The organism is Acinetobacter sp. BIGb0196, assembly GCF_011759595.1.
In the GTDB taxonomy this organism is placed as follows: domain Bacteria; phylum Pseudomonadota; class Gammaproteobacteria; order Pseudomonadales; family Moraxellaceae; genus Acinetobacter; species Acinetobacter guillouiae.
The window spans coordinates 209,049-227,387 of record NZ_JAAOZA010000001.1; the positions used below are offsets into that span (position 1 = coordinate 209,049).

General features: G+C 37.6%; 15 protein-coding genes. 11 read left to right on the top strand and 4 right to left on the bottom strand.

What is annotated here, in order from left to right; all coding sequences use genetic code 11:
* Nucleotides 1-11: 11 nt before the first annotated feature.
* Entirely contained in the window at nt 12-1,571 is a 1,560-nt protein-coding gene (lnt, locus tag FHR28_RS00905; protein ID WP_004725558.1) for an apolipoprotein N-acyltransferase, read from the bottom strand.
* The gene (locus FHR28_RS00910) at nt 1,568-2,407 is read right to left on the bottom strand and encodes an HlyC/CorC family transporter (protein ID WP_004816763.1); all 840 of its coding nucleotides are present in this window, start codon (nt 2,405-2,407) and stop codon (nt 1,568-1,570) included. The genes lnt and FHR28_RS00910 overlap by 4 nt, the downstream gene beginning before the upstream one ends.
* Before the next feature lie 193 nt (nt 2,408-2,600).
* On the opposite strand from FHR28_RS00910, the gene tusA reads away from it, so the two are divergent.
* The 4 genes from tusA to FHR28_RS00930 all read left to right on the top strand — a co-directional run bounded on the left by tusA (nt 2,601) and on the right by FHR28_RS00930 (nt 8,945).
* Complete coding sequence (gene tusA, locus FHR28_RS00915; RefSeq protein ID WP_004725563.1) at nt 2,601-2,858, top strand: sulfurtransferase TusA; 258 nt, start codon at nt 2,601-2,603, stop codon at nt 2,856-2,858.
* A gap of 242 nt (nt 2,859-3,100) precedes the next feature.
* Entirely contained in the window at nt 3,101-5,917 is a 2,817-nt protein-coding gene (locus tag FHR28_RS00920) for a type VI secretion system Vgr family protein (protein WP_166781763.1), read from the top strand.
* A complete protein-coding gene (locus tag FHR28_RS00925) occupies nt 5,910-7,460 on the top strand; it encodes a hypothetical protein (RefSeq protein WP_166781764.1) in 1,551 nt (516 codons plus the stop codon). Before FHR28_RS00920 ends, FHR28_RS00925 begins: the two co-directional genes overlap by 8 nt.
* Before the next feature lie 693 nt (nt 7,461-8,153).
* Entirely contained in the window at nt 8,154-8,945 is a 792-nt protein-coding gene (locus FHR28_RS00930) for a hypothetical protein (RefSeq protein ID WP_228722010.1), read from the top strand.
* A gap of 126 nt (nt 8,946-9,071) precedes the next feature.
* Here the strand turns inward: FHR28_RS00930 and FHR28_RS00935 are convergent, their stop codons facing one another.
* Entirely contained in the window at nt 9,072-10,784 is a 1,713-nt protein-coding gene (locus FHR28_RS00935; RefSeq protein ID WP_166781765.1) for an electron transfer flavoprotein-ubiquinone oxidoreductase, read from the bottom strand.
* Between the two features lie 203 nt (nt 10,785-10,987).
* Between FHR28_RS00935 and FHR28_RS00940 the strand changes: the two genes are divergently transcribed.
* The 5 genes from FHR28_RS00940 (at nt 10,988) to FHR28_RS00960 (ending at nt 15,424) form a co-directional block, all read left to right on the top strand.
* A complete protein-coding gene (locus tag FHR28_RS00940; RefSeq protein WP_151957333.1) occupies nt 10,988-11,599 on the top strand; it encodes a DUF1285 domain-containing protein in 612 nt (203 codons plus the stop codon).
* Nucleotides 11,600-11,646: 47 nt separating this feature from the next.
* Nucleotides 11,647-12,525, top strand: coding sequence for a glutamate racemase (gene murI, locus FHR28_RS00945; protein WP_166781766.1), 879 nt, complete (start codon nt 11,647-11,649; stop codon nt 12,523-12,525).
* 107 nt (nt 12,526-12,632) lie between these two features.
* Entirely contained in the window at nt 12,633-13,649 is a 1,017-nt protein-coding gene (locus tag FHR28_RS00950; protein WP_004725578.1) for a DUF4062 domain-containing protein, read from the top strand.
* A gap of 99 nt (nt 13,650-13,748) precedes the next feature.
* Nucleotides 13,749-14,759, top strand: coding sequence for a ferrochelatase (hemH, locus tag FHR28_RS00955; protein ID WP_166781767.1), 1,011 nt, complete (start codon nt 13,749-13,751; stop codon nt 14,757-14,759).
* A 20-nt stretch (nt 14,760-14,779) separates the two neighbouring features.
* The gene (locus FHR28_RS00960; protein WP_004816786.1) at nt 14,780-15,424 is read left to right on the top strand and encodes an MBL fold metallo-hydrolase; all 645 of its coding nucleotides are present in this window, start codon (nt 14,780-14,782) and stop codon (nt 15,422-15,424) included.
* A gap of 814 nt (nt 15,425-16,238) precedes the next feature.
* Here FHR28_RS00960 and FHR28_RS00965 read toward each other — a convergent pair.
* On the bottom strand, nt 16,239-16,406 hold the full coding sequence (locus tag FHR28_RS00965; RefSeq protein WP_105714601.1) for a DNA gyrase inhibitor YacG: 168 nt from the start codon (nt 16,404-16,406) through the stop codon (nt 16,239-16,241).
* 75 nt (nt 16,407-16,481) lie between these two features.
* Between FHR28_RS00965 and FHR28_RS00970 the strand changes: the two genes are divergently transcribed.
* Together FHR28_RS00970 and FHR28_RS00975 are read left to right on the top strand one after the other, a co-directional pair.
* Nucleotides 16,482-17,144, top strand: coding sequence for an SAM-dependent methyltransferase (locus FHR28_RS00970; RefSeq protein WP_171527322.1), 663 nt, complete (start codon nt 16,482-16,484; stop codon nt 17,142-17,144).
* Entirely contained in the window at nt 17,134-18,339 is a 1,206-nt protein-coding gene (locus FHR28_RS00975; RefSeq protein WP_166782747.1) for a TIGR03862 family flavoprotein, read from the top strand. Before FHR28_RS00970 ends, FHR28_RS00975 begins: the two co-directional genes overlap by 11 nt.

Genomic DNA, 18,339 nt, shown 5'->3' on the forward strand with positions numbered 1-18,339 from the left:
GGATTCAAGCATTAACGTCTAGATTTAAAGCTAATATCGACTGCTTTAGGTCGATAGATCCAACCTAAAATTAATAATAAGAGGGATAGCAATAAAATAGGGTAATCACTAAAGCGGGTGTACCAAGTTTCACCTTGCATGGCAGGTAAATCACCACGAAGCACAGCTTTTTGATCTACAGGGGCTTGTTTTACAATATGCCCATTGTGGTCAATAAATGCTGTTACACCTGTATTGGTAGCACGAATAAACCAACGTCCATTTTCCTTGGCACGCATTTGCACCATTTGAAGATGTTGTAATGGACCTGCTGTACCGGTGAACCACGCATCATTAGAAACAGTCACTAAAAAGTCACTATTAATCGCATTTCGTCGAGTGAGATTCGGGTAGGCCACTTCATAACAAATGGCTGCAGCTAAATCATGTCCTTTAATATTAAAAGGTTTCTGATTGGATGCACCTTGGGAAAATCCACTCATGGATGGATCATTTTGTAGCGCAGGTAACACCCAAGCCAATAATCCTGAAAGTGGAATATATTCACCAAAAGGCACCAGACGTTGTTTTTTATATAAGCCTGAAGAATCCGCACCAGAAGCCATCATACTGTTGTAGTACATTGGATAGCCATTTTTCTGCGATTCTTTTAAGTCCCAATAAGGAATACCCGTTACCCATGCTGTGCCTGAACTTTTGGCTTGTTGATCCATCATATCCAAGAATTGTTGAATATCTGTTTGGAACAATGGAATCGAGGATTCTGGCCAAACAATCAGATCTCGGCCCCATTCAGTACGGCTTAAATTGACGTAAATTTCTAAGGTTTTAACCTGATATTCAGTTAACCATTTTAAATCTTGCGGAATATTGCCTTGAATCAAAGAAACGGAGAGCGGCTTTTCTGCTTTCGGTTGTACGAAAGTGATAAACGATGCGCCCCATGCGCCAAGGATTAAAATGATTGCAGGAAAGATCCAAAAGACTTTTCTATTTAAAATTTCAACCAATGCACAAGCAAGGATAATCACAACAAAAGATACTGCAAACACACCAAACAGTGGAGCATAGCCATCTAAGAGTCTTTCAGTGAATGCGTAACCTGCAAATAACCATGGAAAACCAGTAAAGACCCAAGTCTTCGACCATTCAAAAATAACCCACAAAGGAGCGAAAGTTAATGGCGTTTCAGGAAAGAATCTACGATATACCCAAGTCTGAATCGCGGTAAAAAGCCCCATGACAATGGCCATGATGGCGATCATTAAGACACTTAATACAGCATTGGTATCTCCATACACATGAATCGATGTATAGAGCCAGAATGCGCCAACAAACCATAGGCCAAAGCCATAGCTTAAGCCAATCGCAAATGCTTGGCGTGGTGTACGGCCTTTTAAGCAAGCATACAGCAGGGCAGGCGATAAAATTGCCAACCACCACCAATAATAAGGCGCCAGTGCTAAACTGAACACTGCGCCTGACATTAACGAAATCAATAATGGGAAAATGAAGGGCAGCTGTTTTTGTTGTTGTGATGAATTTAACAGCTTGTCAAAGTATGCTCTCATTTATGTACAGCTCGAATCAGATGAATAGTGCGTGCATCTGCTTCAATAATTGTAAATTCCCAATCTTCAAGCTCAACCACTTGGCCTTGAAGATCACTCACTAGACCAATTTCTTGAAGCAGTAATCCGCCCATAGTCTCTACTTCATCGTCAGGAAATTCAGCATCTAAAACATTGTTAAAATGTTCGATTGGTGTAAGTGCTTGCACAATCCATGTATTGGCTGTGGTATGGGTTGTATCTGGAATGATAAATTGTGCTTCTTCGTCAACGTTATCATGCTCATCTTCAATTTCGCCGACAATCTCTTCTAGAATATCTTCTAAAGTGACCAGCCCTGCTGTTGAACCATATTCATCAATTACAATGGCAATATGGGTTTGAGTGTTTTTTAACATCCTCAAAACTTGGTCGGAACGGGCACTTTCTGGGACAAATAATGGCTGACGCATTAACGCATGCACATCTACAACAGATGAACGATCAGTTAAAAAGGGTAAAAGATCTTTAGCAAGTAAAATACCCACCACGTTTTCAGGCTGATCAGAAGAGAAAACAGGGAAACGTGAATGTGCAGATTCAATAAGAATATCTAAAATATCAAGAAGTTGATCATCTTCTTGCAAACTGACCATCGCTGTGCGCGGAGTCATGACTTCACGGATTTTTGTTGCAGGAAGGTCTAATACGCCTTCTAACATTGCAACAGTATCGGGTTCTAAAAAACGACGTGAATCTTGTACTAATTTTAGCAGTTCATCTCGGGTTTCTGGCGCTGTTCCTAACCATTTGCGTAAGCCACGCATTCCCCACGATGGGCCTGATTCCTCGTGCATGATCTTTCCTAAAGACGCTTAATATCTAGTAAATGTTTTTTTATCATACCGAAGAAAACACAGATGTCTATCTATTAAATAAGGTAAATAGATGAATGTATGTGTCATATTATAGATATATTGCAAGCCTTATTCATTATTTGAGTTTGTGTTAAAATTATTGATTGATTTTGCTTCTTTTTGAGAATAGATAATGTCTGAACCGATGCCTACAGCAAGCATTCAATTAAACACGCGTGGACTACGTTGTCCTGAGCCTGTAATGATGTTGCATCAAGCAATTCGTAAATCTAAATCAGGTGATGTCGTTGAAGTATTTGCAACTGATAATTCAACCTCTTGGGACATTCCTAAATTTTGTATGCATCTCGGTCATGAGTTGATTTTACAAGAAGAAGTACTAGATGATGCTGGAAATAAGGAATTTCATTATTTAGTGAAGAAAGGTTAAAAGATCATGATGGGTGGAAATCAGTCTATGTTATATGTGATGATTTCCCTTTTATTGATTTAAGAATATTGAAATTTATTTGGCCTGTTTTTAATGGCTAATAAATTTATGTTATATGTAATTTATTGAATTTTAATAATTATATTGTGGATATTAAATCATTTTACAAAATTAAAAATGACAGAATTTTGACTTATGATTATAATCTAAACATATTTTTTAATAATAATTAACTCATTCAAATGAACAGCTTAGTAAATAGCATTTATAAAATATTGGATCAGCTTGGACTAAACGCACAAAAACGAGCCTTGCATATCCAATTTAGCAATCCTGATTTGACTGCTCAAGTCTTCTTACAACGTATCGATGGACAACATGGTCTGAACCAAGGTGTGTCTGTTGAACTGATTTGCCTTGCCACTTCGGCAACGATTCCGCTTAAACAGTTTATTGGTAGCCAAGTGGCGATTGATCAAGTCACAGATCATGGACAACTGTTTCGTAGCACAGGGGTGATTACTGAGGCCGCACAAGGGCAGAGTGATGGTGCGCTGACGCTATATAAACTCAAACTCGAAGATGCCACTTCATTGTGGCATAAACGCCGTAACAGCCGAGTGTTTATGAATAAGTCGGTTGTTCAAGTCATAGAAGCGCTGTTTAAAGAATGGCAAGACAAAAGCCCACTCTTTGCATCCAGTTTAAGTCTCGATAAAAGTGGTCTTAAAAAAGATTACGATATCCGACCATTCATTATGCAGAGTAACGAAAGCGACTATGCATTTTTAACCCGCTTGATGCGCAGTGAAGGGATCAACTGGTTGATTGATGAAGCGCAATTGATTGTGCCTAGTTCTGCGACTCAAATTCAGCCACAAAAACTGCGCTTGGTGGATGATAATAGCGAATACAAATCGTTAGAACGAAGAACGATCCGCTTCCATCGTAGCAGTGCCACAGAACAACAAGACAGCATCACCAGCTTTATCGGACAACGTAACTTACAACCGACTGCTGTCCACGTACAACGCTGGCAAGCAGATGTGTTAGAGCAAGAAGAGGGTGCAGGCAGTGTTCAAAGCAAGCACCAGCACAGTCAAAATCAAAACAATGCCAGTCTTGGTTTAGAACAAGCTTGGCATATTAGCCCAGCTTGGATTCAAGACCTGAATGGTGAAGATCAAGCAACTGCTTCAAATAACAATCAGATTGAAAAGATTAACCAAAACTTCAGTCATTACTACGATGCCCAATCCAAACAATTTATAGCCAATTCCACTGTACGCGATGCGCAAGTGGGGTACTGGTTTGAATTAAACGAACACCCAGAAATAGACCAACACAGTGGCTCAGACAAAGAGTTTCTGATCACGTCAAAGACATTCTATAACCAGAACAACTTACCCAAAGATCTGAATGAGCAAATCAATCGCTTGCTCGAACAGAGCAATTGGGTAAACGAAAATAAAGCAGATCCAAATAACCAAGAACGCCAAGCCAATCAATTGGTACTACAACGCCGTAATATCACCACTGCTCCTGAATACCACCCACTACAACACCGCCCAAGTACCCATCCACAACGAGCCAAAGTGGTTGGGCCAAGTGGAGAAGAAATTCATGTCGATGAATGGGGACGTATTAAAGTTCGTTTCCTGTTTACCCGCAATGAAGATCACAGTCATGATGGTGGTGCAGGGAGCAATGACAACGACACTGATTCCGCTTGGGTGGATGTACTGACCCCGTGGGCAGGTGAAGGCTATGGTGCGCGGTTCTTACCGAGGATTGGTGAGATTGTGGTGATAGATTTCTTTGATGGCAATATCGATCGGCCATTTGTGGTGGGGCGTATCCATAAAGCACAACGAAGTCCAACTAAATTTGATGACAAAGGCCAATTGCCTGATACCAAAAAACTGGCGGGGATCAAAAGTCGAGAAGTTAAAGGCAGTGGCTATGGCCAGCTTAGATTTGACGATACCACAGAGCAAATCAGCAGCCAGCTACAAAGCAGTCACGGTGCAAGTCAAATTAACCTTGGTAATCTGAGCCATCCTAAAGAAACCGATACCAGTAAAGGGCGAGGCGAAGGCTTTGAACTAAGAACAGACCAATGGGGAGCAGTGCGTGCAGGACAAGGTTTATTGCTGAGTACCCATGCTCAAGATTCAGCTTCAGGTAACCATCTTGATGCAACTGCGGCGAAAAGTCAGTTAGAAAGCAGTCTAAATAATTCCAAAGCCTTAAGTGAAGTTGCCAAGAATCAGCAAACTGATCCTTTAGAAAATTTAGATCATTTGAAATCTTTTATTTCATCTTTGGAAAAAGGTGAATCCAGTGAAGCAAAAAATCAAGCAGATACCTTTAAGCAAGCCCTAATGCTGTTGGCTTCACCCAATTCAATAGCATTGGCAACCAATGAAGATCTACATTTTTCTGCTGATCGACAAATCTATGAAACTGCGGGCGATAGTATTCAATTGAGTACCCAAAAGAATTTAGTTGCACATGCACAATCAAAGATCAGTCTTTTTGCGGCACAAGAAGGGGCAAGATTATTTGCAGGAAAAGGCAAAGTTGAGATTCAAGCACAAGGCGATGGTGCGGATTTGATTGCGCGTAAAGGTATTCAGATTATTTCAACTGAAGATAAGATTGAGATTAAAGCGGATAAGAAAATTATTTTGATTGCAGATGGTTCGCAAGTTGAAATTAGTAGTGCAGGTGTTTTACCGACCACTGCGGGTAAGTTTGAGAGTAAGGCGGGGCAGCATAAGTTTTTGGGCGGAGAGATGATGAGTTCGACTATTCCTTTAATACCAAAGCTTGGAATGTATAATTTGGCATTTGAGGTTAAGGATAAAGATACTCAAGAAGCTTTACAGAATACAGAATATGTTTTAATAAATGAGTTAGGGCATACTTTTTATGGAGTAACTGATGAAAAGGGATACACTCAGACTTTTTATTCAGATAAAGAAGAAAATTATACTTTACATGTTTTAAATAAAAAAATTGAAAGTTTTTTAGAGAATGGGGATGAAAATGGCTAAGTATGATTCTCCTAGAATAGCTCAGTTGTATATTGAGGAAGTTTCACATAATTTATCTATAGAAAAATTTAAGTATAAGGTAACTAAAAAAATTGGTGAAAAAGTTATTTATACTTCAAAGTTTATGTCATTTAGTAAGAACAAGACTTTCCTAATAAAGGTTGATGATAATTCTGAAAAAGTACAAGCAGATGTTTATCTAAATGATAAATGGTTTAAAGGTTATATTTTAAGGCACTATAAATCAGATGCGGAAATTAAATTTGATAAAACTAGTTTGAAGTCGACTATATCTAAAAATTCAGAAGATAATAATAAAATAAAAGATGTATATTTAAAATCACAAAGTGATTGTGGATATATTATTTTGATGTCATTCGAAATTATTAGTGATTTTTTGAGTCGAATATATCAGAATAAACCTACAGCGGATGATTATAGGGTGTTTAGGCTAAATAATTCACATATTGATGTTTTACAATCTGGGAATTTAAATGAAAAACTGAGACCAGGGCAGGTTGTTATTATCTCCCATAGTTTAATATCTGCAAATAATTCTAAATTGAAAGCTATGAAAGATATTGCTCTTAGGGTTGAGCAAGAGTTAGCAATACATAGAAAAGACTCAAGGTTTGATGAGCGTTTTCATGCTATTCATAATGAGCTATTGATATCAATTTTAATGGATAAAAATATTAGTCTAGAAGGGGTGATTAGTGAAGCTGAATATAGAAAATCATTAGCATTAGCATCAATTAAGTATGATAATAATGGGTGTGTAATAGGTGAGATAGATCTGGATAATTATGAGCTTCCAAGTGTTAATTTTGGATATGAGACAACAAATGCATTTTTTTTGACAGCTGAACAAATAAATAATTATGAGCAAAAGTATAATGCTAGGATTGAGTTGAATAAGCAAGCTCATTTAAATGCTATGAACCGATATAATAGATTGGCAGAATTAGCTGAGCAATATCAGAAAACAAGAGGTGTAACCCTTTCAAATAACTTTGCTGAAACTTCCAGATTTATTCAGGCTAACAAATATTCAATTGATGCTTTGGGTGAGGCACTGAAATCGAAATTTTTAGCTTATGAGGTCCGTAAAGATTATATGAGATTACAAGACTTATTGATAAAAGGAAGTGGTGTTATAGGAACAGTTGAGGAAAGGTTATATGTATATGAGAAAATGATAAAGCATACAACAGGATTATCAACTGCGGTGCGATTAGGTGGAAAAATTATGTTAATGTGGACTGCTTATGAAGCAGGCAAGACGGTCTATTCTGCAACAAAAAAGAATAATAATATGTATACTAGAAAAATAATTTTTGTTGAGACATCCAAAGCCGAGGCAGCAATAGTAGCAGGTGCAGCAGGAGCAGCAGCAGGTCGAGGATTAGTTACAGTTATTGGACTCAATCCATATGGGCGTGCCGGACAAGTTGTGATGACGGTATTAGGAATGGGATCAGCTGCTGGTGCTAGTGTAATGGTTGATAAAGCATTATTTAAGAGTATGGGGTTATGTAAATAATGGATTTAAACTTTATTTTTTTAATTATTAGTCTTATTATTTATATTATTAGTTATATTTACTCTCTAAATTTTATGAAGAGAAATGAATTTGTTAAATCTAAATTTTCTAACAAAGATTATTTTTCTTTTTTTGAGATATTTGAAATTCAATTGTTTTTCTTTGCGATGTATGTGCAGTATAATATTTTTTATAAGGTGAATGGTAAAATACCATTTTATGATGAAAAGCATAATATTGTCATGAATAATTTTTCTAAATCAGAGTTGTTGGTTTTTATAAAAAATAATTATAATTTTTTAAGAGTTTTTTTTGTCTTTAGTATAATGAGTTGGGTTTTATTATTTGGTTCGATTTTTAATTTCATTTTAAATAATTGAATTTAAACGTAAGGTGTAATAGATTTAAAAAGTGATAGTCAATTGGTTAAGTAAATTTACCCAAAGGAGTATGTTAATCTATACCTAGTATATATTTATTAATGTTTTTGTTATGCTGTGAAAAATTGTTATGGTTGTATTTTAAATAATTTAGCTGTATTAGTAAGGCTGAAATAACTGAAAAATCTAATAATCAAAGTCGAGATGCAGAATGATTTTAAAGAAAATTATTCGATTTTTGGTAATCACATTGTTATCGAGTTTAGCCGCTTATAATTCGTCATCTGAGACGATGAGTAAACATGAACAAGAAATGAATGAATCTGATTATGTTATTAGCGTTGTGGCTGGCGACCCTAGTGAAAATTTAATTAATAGTAATGCTAAGTTTTTTTCACAATATAGTTCAGGTGCAAGTGTTGGATTTATACGACCAAACTTAAATGTAAATGAAGAAAGTAAACTAAAATTAAATTTAAAAGATGGATATGACCACACAGTTTTAGTTTTTAATAATTTAGAAAATTTGGTTTTTGTCTCAGATGCTAACTATCCAAAACAAGGCGTTACAGATATAGGTTTTGATATTAGTAATATAAAATCTAAAATAATTAATGAAAAAAGTAATTTTTTTTCTTATGAGAAAATTGTAAAGCAATTAAATAAAAATGGTTGGAAAGTCTTTTATTTCGAGTCTGAACCGAGAGTGTTTGGAAAACAATCATTTGAAGCCAATAATAAAATACCTAACTATCAGGGGAGTTTGGATGGGTTTTATTTGGATAGTGAGGAAAAATGGGAGAAGTATTCGAGTGCTTTAAAACGCCAGCCTCTTAGATTTTATAAAAATAATGTCATATTAACGATAAATTTTCGCAAATCTATTGATGAAGTAAAAATTCATTTGGATTTTATTACTTTTTTTTCTCACTATTTTTATCAATATGATGAGAAAATTAGAGATAAAGATTGGAAAGTGTTATTGAGTAAAGATTTAAATAAGTGGGAAAGTGAGAGACAAAGGACAGAAGTTAAAATGGAAAAACTAGGTTATGATATTAAAAAAGAATATCACAACCCAAATGTTTGGGATTTTTTAAAATAGAAAGACATAGATATAAATCATCGTTTTAATAATCTACATCTATGTAAGCAAACTTAAAAAACTATTAGCTTTGACATCGCTCTAACGATATTAAATCAATAAACCCGCCGAAGCGGGTTTATTGATTTACATATTTGGATAGTTTGGACCACCGCCACCCTCAGGTGTTACCCAAGTGATGTTCTGAGATGGATCTTTGATATCACAAGTCTTACAGTGAACACAGTTTGCAGCATTAATCTGGAAGCGCTTAGAACCATCATCATTTTCCATAATCTCGTAAACACCAGCAGGGCAGTAGCGTTGAGCTGGCTCATCCCATTTTGGTAAATTGACATTGACTGGAATCGAAGCATCCGTCAGCTTTAAGTGAGCAGGCTGATTCTCTTCATGTACGGTATTGGATACAAATACAGAAGATAAACGGTCAAAGGTTAATTTACCGTCTGGCTTTGGATAAGTGGGTTTAAATGTCGCAGCATCTACAGTTTTTAATGCACTAAAGTCCGGTGCAAGGTCATGTAGGGTAAATGGCACTTTAAAGATATTTTGATCGATAAAGTTAAATGCACCACCCATCCATAAACCGAATTTATGCATTGCTGGACCAAAGTTACGTGAACGATGTAACTCTTCTTTTAACCAGCTGTTGTTGAATTTGTCCGTATATGCAGTCAATTCTTTAGCAAAGAAGTCTTCGCCTTCAGCGACACGCGCCACTGCTAAATCGCCACCTTTCTCATGACCGGCTTGGATTGCTTCAAATACAGCTTCACCACACAACATACCCGATTTCATCGCAGTATGAGAGCCTTTGATTTTAGCAAAGTTTAAGAAACCAGCATCATCACCAATTAAGCAACCGCCAGGGAAGGTCAGTTTAGGTAGAGAGTTTAGACCGCCTTTAACAACTGCACGTGCACCATAAGAAATACGTTTACCACCTTCAAGATATTGCTTGATTAGAGGATGTGTTTTCCAACGTTGCATTTCAGCAAAAGGATACATGTGTGGATTTTCATAAGATAAATCGACAATCATACCCAAGGTCACTTGGTTGTTTTCAGCGTGATATAACCACCAACCGCCTGAAGAACCTGTTTCTGCCAAAGGCCAGCCTGAACCATGCATCACTAAACCTGGTTTATGTTTTGCAGGGTCGATTTCCCAAAGTTCTTTGATTCCGATACCGTAATGTTGCGGATCAGCATCTTGATCTAAGTTGTATTTTGCAATCAGACGTTTACCGAGATGTCCACGGCAACCTTCTGCAAAAATTGTGTATTTTGCATGAAGTTCATAGCCAGGAGTAAAGTTATGAGTAGGCTCACCATCTTTACCAATACCCATATCACCAGTTTGGATACCTTTTACAGAACCATCCTCATGATAAAGGATTTCTGAGGCAGCAAAGCCAGGGAAGATAGAAACTTCTAACTCTTCCGCTTTTTGACCTAACCAACGAACCAAATTACCCAATGAAATAACATAGTTACCATCATTGTGCATGGTTTTAGGAACCATCCAATGCGGTGCTTCTTGTGACTTTTCAGCAGACATGAGGAAATAAGTTTTGTCCTCTGTCACAGGTACATTTAAAGGTGCACCTTGTTCTTTCCAGTCAGGGAAAAGTTCATTGATTGCACGAGGTTCAAGTACAGCACCAGAAAGGATATGCGCACCAACTTCAGAGCCTTTTTCAACCACACAGACGGAAAGGTCTGGAAGATTGTTTTCAAGAGCTAATTGACGAATTTTAATCGCAGCAGAAAGACCCGCAGGGCCTGCGCCTACGATCACTACGTCAAACTCCATCGATTCGCGTTCGATGTGTTCCATGTAGGACTCCTCATATTTCTAAGGGTGGCAACCGTGAGCATTTATTGGGAATTAATAAATCGGTGCTGCCATGAGTGTTCTAAAAATTCCGTGATACGAATTAATGCTCGTACCAATAATATATTTTGCGCTAGTATAGTTAGAAACCTTAATCTAGCCAATTGGCTGAGTCGTATTATTTTTAAGTCAGCAAGGCATAAACCATGGTAAATCAAAATAATTCAACATCAGCGGCTCAAAATCAGCCAGATTCTGATAATAAAAACTTAATGAGCATTGCACAATACTTAAAAGATGTACAGGCGGGTCACAAAAGGTCAATACCCCCTTTAGAGCAGTGGCAGCCAAAGCATTGTGGCAAAATGGATTTGACGGTAAAAGCCAATGGAGAATGGTGGCACGAAGGTCAATTGATCAAACGCCAAGCGCTTTTAGACCTGTTTACAAAAGTACTTTGGAAAGAAGACGGAAAGTTCTATTTAAAAACCCCAGTTGAACAGATTGAAATTCAAGTTGAGGATGAACCTTTATTGGTCAATCAAATTGATCAAGTGAATCTCGATGGACAGGTCTATCTACAAGTTACCACCACCAATCAAGACATTACACTGATTGATCCAGAACACCCTATTTTTATGCGTGAATATCAAGGTGAGTTAAGACCTTATGTACATGTTCGTTTCGGGATAAATGCCTTGATTCAACGTTCTGCTTTTTTCCATCTGATTGAATATGGGAAATTGCTTGAAAATGAACAAGGAGATACCATTTTATCTTTAGAAAGTGGTGATTTTCACTTGCAATTAGGGACTTGAGGTTTAATCTTATTAATTATTTTTACCGTATGCCAATAGTGGATCAAATGAGCGCGATTCTTCCTCTCTCTCCTCTAGAAAATCCAATGCCAAAAGCCTTGGTAGATGCCCCGATTGGTATTTTTGATTCAGGTATCGGTGGGCTTTCTATTGCACAGGAAATTGCCAATTATTTGCCAAATGAACGTATTGTTTATTATGCCGATACTGCACATGTCCCTTATGGCCCCCGTACGGATCAAAATATTCGTGAATTAACTGCACAAGCAATTGAATGGTTATATCGTCAAGGTTGTAAAATCGCAGTTGTAGCATGTAATACCGCTTCAGCATTTAGTCTGGATTATTTACGTGATCATTATGGTGAAAACTTTCCTATTGTTGGACTGGTGCCTGCTTTAAAACCAGCAGTGCTACAAACCCAGTCTAAAGTAGTTTCAGTTTTGGCTACACCTGCCACTTTTCGTGGAAAATTGATCAAAGATGTGATGCAGCGTTTTGCAGAACCTGCCAATGTTGAAGTACTGACGATTACCAATCTTGAACTGGTTCCCTTGATTGAATCTGGACGTTATAACAGTTTGGAATGTAAACACAGCCTGCAAAAGGTTTTAGATCCAGTTATTGCAAAAGGTTCAGATTATTTGGTGTTGGGTTGCACTCATTACCCTTATTTAAAACAGAGTATTCAAGAATTATACGGTCCTCAGCTTAACTTAATTGATTCTGGATTGGCCGTTGCACGACAAACGGCGCGTATATTGTTAAAAAATGAGTTAATATCAAGCAGCTTGCAAGAAAAAGGGGTGCGTTTACAATGTTTTGTGAGTGGGGGAAATGCAAAACAATTAGAAAATGTCATCAAACATCTAATACAACCAAAAATTACATGGTCTGTAGAAAATATTGTTGAAAAACTCGGCTAATTCTTTCAATATTGAACAGATTTAATATATTTTCATAAGTGTAGGGCATATCAAACTTAAAGCTCATGGATGGATTTAAGTAGGGTGTGACAAGAATGGGTTAACCTATGCTCGATAAACGGTATCAAGTTTTTATTACAACATCTGGCAAAGAAATGCAGCCAGAACGGATGGTCGTGTCACAAACCCTTATAGGGATGGGGTTTTTTTCTTGGGGATTAGAACAACGGACACCATTAAGTACCGCATTTGCACGTCGTCAGATAGATGACTGTGATTACGTTTTATTGTTGTTGGGGAGTCAATATGGTGAGCAATCTGTTTCAGGGGTGAGTTATCTACATCTTGAATATATTTATGCGGTGACCAAACAGAAACCAATTATTGTATTTATGCATGAGAGTCCTGAATTTCGCGAACCGCATTTAAAAGAAGAAAGTACGCTGCTAAAAGAAAAGTTTAATGAATTTAGACATCAACTACAAAAAGAAGTTGAGCAAGTCGTTACTTATCGAACTTTACGAGATTTAGAACTTGCGGTACGTTCATATATGCCACAAATGCTAGAGCGCTATCCTGTTGTAGGATGGGTAAGACCTCAGAATATTCAAGTCTTACAAGATGAGATTGATCGTTTAAAAGCAAAGTTGGCGCATGTTTCCGTAGAGCAAGGGAAAAAAGAAGCAGATCCATTTTTAACTTTACCCAAAGTTTCATTGCATGAAGTGTTTAATTTTGATTATCGAATGCATGCCTATCAAGATGGTAATTTTAAAGAGTTATCGCCAGTGCGTGAGATGACTTGGGCAGAGCTGTTAAAAATTTTATCGGTTGAATTTAGACAACCGACGTCTGAGGATTTTTTCTCTAAAGTCTTAAACGAATATTTGAATAATACGGGTTTAACCGACGCACAAGTGGTGATGCCACGTGCCCATGCTGTGTCTAGAGCGCAGATTAATGTGCGTTCCTTGCATACGATTAAGCAGCAAGTCCGTCAAAATGAATGGATCATCCCTGTGGGGCGTGATGATCGTCAGCGTATGCTATGGCAGATGACGGATAAATGCGTGAAACTGCTTGAAAGTTCACAACGTATTAGCAGTCGTTCGTCAATTTTTTAAATCAAATAAATTGAGTGAGTTAAGATAAAAAATTTTGTTTAGATAAAGACTCTGTTAAGCTGATCATTCGAGATAAACTATTCTGTAAATCGGGTGAAAATGTCTTTATCTAAACCTAAAGTCCTGATTGTTATTGCTAATTTAGGGACACCAGATGCGCCTACAGCTCCAGCTGTTCGGGCTTTTTTAAAGCAGTTTTTATCAGATCAGCGCGTCATCGAAATTCCCAAAATTTTATGGGCAATTATTTTAAATGCATTTGTTCTGCCTTTTCGACCAAAGCGTGTTGCCGAAGCTTATGCACAAGTCTGGTCAAATGATTCACCGATGCGTGAAATTCTATTTGAACAAGTTGGATCATTACAAAAAAAATTAATAAGTACGAATGCTGATTTAGATTTAGATATTGTGCCAGCAATGACCTATGGGCGACCGGGTATCGATGCTGTTTTGAATGATGCGAAAACCAAGCATTATGACCATATTATTCTTTTCCCGCTTTTTCCTCAGTACTCGGCAACATCAACAGCCCCTTTATATGATGCCGTTGCACAATGGTTGTTAAAGCAACGCAATATTCCGGGTTTAAGTTTTATTCGAGATTATTATCAACACCCACTTTATATTCAGGCGCTAGCCAACAGTGTGCGTGATTATCAGCAGCAATATGGACCAGCAGCTAAACTGTTGATGTCTTTTCACGGGATCCCACAGCCTTATGCAGATAAAGGTGATCCTTATGCAGAGCGTTGTCGGATCACTGCACTTAAGGTAGCTCAGGCGTTGAATTTAAAAGACGACCAATGGGCGATCAGTTTCCAATCTCGTTTTGGCAAACAAGAATGGGTAAAACCGTATACCGACCAGCTATTGCAAGAGTGGGCAGCGCAAGGCGTCGAATCTGTTCAAGTGCTGAGTCCTGCATTTTCGGCAGATTGTTTAGAAACCTTGGAAGAGCTGGCGATTCAAAATGCTGAATTGTTTTTAAAGGCAGGTGGTCAACACTATGCTTACATTCCGGCATTAAATAGCCGTGCGGATCATATTGACTTATTTGAGCAACTTTTACAGACTCAATTGAATACACTCAAGTTTCATTTACAGGTATAGGGTTTTTTAGGAAAATTATCATGTTACAAGTCAAGATTGTACCCGTTACTGCATTCGCCCAAAATTGTTCTATTGTTTGGGATTCGGAAACCAAAGAAGCGGTATTGATTGATGCTGGTGGTGAGCCTGAGAAATTAAAACAAGAAGTTGAAGCATTAGGACTGACAGTCAAAGCATTGTGGTTAACACATGGTCATTTGGACCATGCAGGTGCGGTAGGTGCATTAGTCAAAGAATGGAATGTGCCTGTGATTGGTCCGCATAAAGAAGACCTGTTTTGGTTGGAAATGATTCAAGACGTATCTGCCCGTTATGGTTTTCCAATTCCTGAGCCTGTTCATGTCAATCAATGGTTAGAGGGTGGCGAAAAGCTAAGCTTAGGGGATGAAGAGTTTGAAGTGCGTTTTGCACCAGGACATACACCAGGCCACGTCATTTTTTACAATGCCAAATATGGCGTGCTTTGGACAGGAGATGTACTGTTTAAAGGTTCAATTGGCCGTACTGACTTTCCAAAAGGCAACCATCAACAGCTCTTAGATTCAATTCAGCGTGAATGTTTTACCCTGCCTGATGAAACTCAATTTATTTCAGGGCATGGTCCAATGAGTACCATTGGTTTTGAAAAGCAACACAATCCTTTTGTAGCAAGTAAAGCGGGTTAAGTATTCGCTGTCTGGCTTTATAGTAAAAATAAGAAATGAAAAATGGTGAAGTAATCAATGTCTTACTCACCATTTTTGTTTTAAATGTATATTTTATTAATGATTCAACATTTAGTAAGAATCTGTAATAGTAACGTGAATGATCTGAGTGAAAACAGTTCATAGAACGATGCTGTTTATGCTCATTTTTAAATAATTCATGAAAAAGTTATTCATTCCATCATTGAAATAATACTCGTGGAGAATGAGAAAATTAAAATTAGGCTTCTTTCATAAGTCCTTTTTTAAACTATAAATCAATATAAAATCCCCCTCATCCTAGACTTCTTGCAAAGGGAGAAGGGACTTTCAATATCCATATGATTCGCTCAACATGATCGTTTTTTGATTTATGAAAGAGATCTATTAAATAGTTTAATAATATTGTTAAATTGATTTAAATCACCGCTCCTTTACCATTTCTAATTTGATTAATAAGATGACTATTGCAAATAGAATTCCAACTACGATAAGAGAAAAATCGAGAGCATATACTCCAATAAAAGTAAAAAATGCACATAAAATTGCAAGGATGGCGACAAAAAATTTTAAGCCTATAGGCACCTTAATACTCCAAGTTTCATTATAAATTGAAACTAATCAAATTTTTATATATAAAGTGTGAAATGAAACATGCAGTATCATATCGCTATACAGATCCAAAAATAAATAGTTATTGTAAAGTTTAAGTATAATTTTATTTAATTGTTTCTAATGAAAAGGGTGCGTTTAAGTATGTTAAGTCAGTGATGATTACATAAATTTGTCACACAGCTTAAGAATCCTCTGCTTGCGGTGCGTCTTCTGTAGGTAGGGTATATTCATCATTGGCCCATGCACCTAAATCAATCAGTTTGCAACGCTCAGAGCAAAATGGACGGGATTCATTACCTTCCCATGTAGAAGGCTCACCACAGCGGGGGCAAGGAAAAGTTTTAGACATATGGAAATCCTCATTTAAAAAAGCAAAAACCGTAAAGAGTTGTTAAACTTGTGAACGATTTCTTGTTAGTTTGATCTGATTATGTCGATTCGTCAATTTCAAGCACAGCGTATGCATGCTCCTCGTGATTTTCAATGTATTGAAAATAACCCAATTTGTGTAGAAATTGGGGCAGGAAAGGGCAAACATGCCTTGCTCTTTTCTGAACAGCACCCTGAACTGAAATTGATTGCGATAGAAAGAACCCGTGAAAAATATATTGCCATGCAAAAACAGCATCAGTTGGAAGGTCAAACAAATTTAACCCCTATTCATGCTGATGCATTACCGTGGGTGGTGCATGCACTTTATCCCAATCAGGTACAACAGTTTTTTATTCTCTATCCAAATCCAGAACCGCATAATCCTGCGCAACGCTGGTTAAATATGCCTTTTTTTGAATTTCTGATTTCTAGATTATCTCCAAAAGGCAGCATCACTTTAGCCAGTAATATTCCTGAATATATTGCTGAAGCAGAACAGCAACTAAAAGATGTTTGGAAGCTGCCTTATGAAAAACAAACGATTGCATCAGATTCAGCACGTACCCATTTTGAAATTAAATATTTAGAACGTGGTGAATTGTGTCAGCAATTGATTATTACTAAACCTGAGCATTATCAAACCCGTTTTGATGAGGTCGGACCACGTCAGGGTAAAAGTGTTGAAAACTTATCAGAGTCGTCTGATGCCAATTAAGAAAATTGCCATTATTGGGGCAGGACCAGCAGGTTTAATGGCTGCAGATGTTTTAAGCCAATCTACAGCTGATTATGAGGTTCATGTTTTTGAACAGAAACCTTCTGCTGCACGTAAATTTTTGATGGCTGGAAAGACAGGGCTGAATATTTCCCATGCAGAAGCATTTGAACAATTTATTCAACGTTATGATCATGCGGAATGGTTAAGACCTTGGGTTGAAAAGTGGGATGCGACTTGGATTCAAAATTGGATGCATGGTTTAGGGATTGAATCCTATGTGGGCAGTTCAGGACGAATTTTCCCTGTAGAAATGAAGGCTGCGCCTTTGTTACGTGCTTGGTTAAAGCAGTTGGCAGCACAGCACGTTCAATTTCATTATCGTCATCAAATAATAGATTTAAAGCAGCAACAACTCGAAATTCTTGATCTCAGGAACAATCAAGCACAGCTTTTGAATTTTGATGCGATTATTCTGGCTTGTGGTGCTGTGTCATGGTCACGTTTAGGCAGTGATGGTGCATGGCAAAAGTGGTTGCCTGCTTCTGAAATTGAGACATTTCAAGCGAGTAATGCCGGTGTGGTTCGGACATGGTCGAATTATATGCAACCTGTCTTTGGTCAGCCTCTTAAACGTGTAGACGCTTGGGTGGGGAGTTCTGCAAAGACACAAGGTGATATTGTGATTACCCATTATGGGCTAGAAAGTGGTCTCATCTATAAGCAGGGGCGATTATTACGTCAGTTGGTACAGCACAATCAACCGATGTCGATTTATTTAGACTTGTTACCTGATCAAACTGTTCAACAGCTTACACAGAAATTACAGCCGTCCAAAAAGCAATCCAGTACCAACATCTGGCGCAAAGCAGGTTTAGATGCAGCCAAGGCCAATCTGATTCGTGAATTGGTAGATAAATCAGTGTGGAACACTCCTGAAAAACTCGCACAACAGATTAAGCATTTAAAAATTGAGCTTGAGGGATTTCGTCCGATTGAAGAAGCGATCAGTTGTGCCGGTGGTGTAAAGCAAGCCGTATTAACACAGCATTTACAACTAAAATCCAATCCCCATGTATTTTGCTGTGGTGAAATGCTGGACTGGGATGCCCCGACAGGAGGATATTTATTGACTGCGTGCTTTGCGACAGGGCGTGCTGCGGGTGAGGGTGTACATCAATATCTCAATAGATGA

Bases quoted from the DNA above. Each gene is read 5' to 3' on its own strand.
- FHR28_RS00960 (WP_004816786.1), top strand. From the start codon at position 14,780: ATGTTACAAGTCAAGATTGTACCCGTTACTGCATTCGCCCAAAATTGT.
- FHR28_RS00965 (WP_105714601.1), bottom strand. From the start codon at position 16,406: ATGTCTAAAACTTTTCCTTGCCCCCGCTGTGGTGAGCCTTCTACATGG.
- FHR28_RS00975 (WP_166782747.1), top strand. From the start codon at position 17,134: ATGCCAATTAAGAAAATTGCCATTATTGGGGCAGGACCAGCAGGTTTA.
- FHR28_RS00910 (WP_004816763.1), bottom strand. From the start codon at position 2,407: ATGCACGAGGAATCAGGCCCATCGTGGGGAATGCGTGGCTTACGCAAA.
- FHR28_RS00925 (WP_166781764.1), top strand. From the start codon at position 5,910: ATGGCTAAGTATGATTCTCCTAGAATAGCTCAGTTGTATATTGAGGAA.
- murI (WP_166781766.1), top strand. From the start codon at position 11,647: ATGAGCGCGATTCTTCCTCTCTCTCCTCTAGAAAATCCAATGCCAAAA.
- FHR28_RS00920 (WP_166781763.1), top strand. From the start codon at position 3,101: ATGAACAGCTTAGTAAATAGCATTTATAAAATATTGGATCAGCTTGGA.
- hemH (WP_166781767.1), top strand. From the start codon at position 13,749: ATGTCTTTATCTAAACCTAAAGTCCTGATTGTTATTGCTAATTTAGGG.
- FHR28_RS00940 (WP_151957333.1), top strand. From the start codon at position 10,988: ATGGTAAATCAAAATAATTCAACATCAGCGGCTCAAAATCAGCCAGAT.
- lnt (WP_004725558.1), bottom strand. From the start codon at position 1,571: ATGAGAGCATACTTTGACAAGCTGTTAAATTCATCACAACAACAAAAA.
- FHR28_RS00930 (WP_228722010.1), top strand. From the start codon at position 8,154: ATGAATGAATCTGATTATGTTATTAGCGTTGTGGCTGGCGACCCTAGT.
- FHR28_RS00950 (WP_004725578.1), top strand. From the start codon at position 12,633: ATGCTCGATAAACGGTATCAAGTTTTTATTACAACATCTGGCAAAGAA.
- FHR28_RS00935 (WP_166781765.1), bottom strand. From the start codon at position 10,784: ATGGAACACATCGAACGCGAATCGATGGAGTTTGACGTAGTGATCGTA.
- tusA (WP_004725563.1), top strand. From the start codon at position 2,601: ATGTCTGAACCGATGCCTACAGCAAGCATTCAATTAAACACGCGTGGA.